Here is a 1048-nt window from a genome sequence, read left to right on the forward strand (position 1 = left end):
GCCAAGCGTCGCGGCGAGCCGCAGCTCGCCATTCGGAACCAGAAGCAGCGTCGCCGCCAGATTGCCTTCAGGCGTCGCCCAGGCGCGGCCGCGCCGACCGCGTCCGCTTTCCTGCTTCTTCGAGACGACCCAGAGTTTTCCCGGATCGCCCGCGCGCGCGTGCTCCAGCGCCAGCGCGTTGGTCGAGCCGACGCTGTCATGGGCCTCGAGCCGGAACCCCTCCGACGCCGCGGTTGGAGCCAGCCGAAATGCCATCCCGTCAGAAGAAGGTCTTGGCGGCGGCTTCGGCATAGCTGCCGATCGGCCCGCCGATCAGCACATAGAACAGCACGAAGGCGCCGCTGACGCCGAGCACGAGGCGCAATTCGCTGGCCATCGGCACAAAGCCGCCGACAGGCTCGTCGAACCACATGATCTTGATGATGCGCAGGTAATAGTAGGCGCCCACCACCGAAGCCAGCACGCCGATGATCGCCAGGGCATAGAGATGCGCGTTGATGGCGGCGAGGAACACGTACCATTTCCCCCAGAAGCCGGCGAGCGGCGGAATGCCGGCCAGCGAGAACATCAGGATGGTGAGGATGGTGGCCATGATGGGATTGGTCGAGGCGAGGCCCGCCAGATCGCCGATCTGCTCGACATTGCCCTCCTTGCGCCGCATGGCGAGGATGAAGGCGAAGGTGCCGAGCGTCATCACCAGATAGATCAGCATGTAGATCGCCACGCCGCGCACGCCGGCCTGGCTGTTCGCGGCAAGGCCGACCAGCGCGTAGCCCATATGGCCGATCGAGGAATAGGCCATCAGCCGTTTGATGTTGGTCTGGCCGATCGCGGCGAAGGCGCCGAGCGCCATCGAGGCGATCGAGATGAAGACGACGATCTGCTGCCAGTCGGCGGCGATCGGCTTGAAGGCGCCCATGGTGACGCGCACGATCAGCGCCATCGCCGCCATCTTCGGGGCGGCGGCCAGGAAGGCGGTGATCGGCGTCGGTGCGCCCTCATAGACGTCCGGCGTCCACATGTGGAACGGCACCGCCGAGATCTTGAA

General features: G+C 65.9%; 1 protein-coding gene and 1 pseudogene. Both read right to left on the reverse strand.

The features are described from left to right. Window positions 1–255, reverse strand: a pseudogene (locus EOA60_RS34485) (biotin--[acetyl-CoA-carboxylase] ligase); the annotation flags it as partial. A 4-nt stretch (window positions 256–259) separates the two neighbouring features. Beyond that, window positions 260–1048 (reverse strand): NADH-quinone oxidoreductase subunit N (locus EOA60_RS34490; protein WP_164899834.1); only part of this gene is annotated, 789 nt, incomplete at its 5' end.

This window comes from Mesorhizobium sp. M1A.F.Ca.IN.020.06.1.1 (genome assembly GCF_004023265.1).
In the GTDB taxonomy this organism is placed as follows: Bacteria; Pseudomonadota; Alphaproteobacteria; order Rhizobiales; family Rhizobiaceae; genus Mesorhizobium.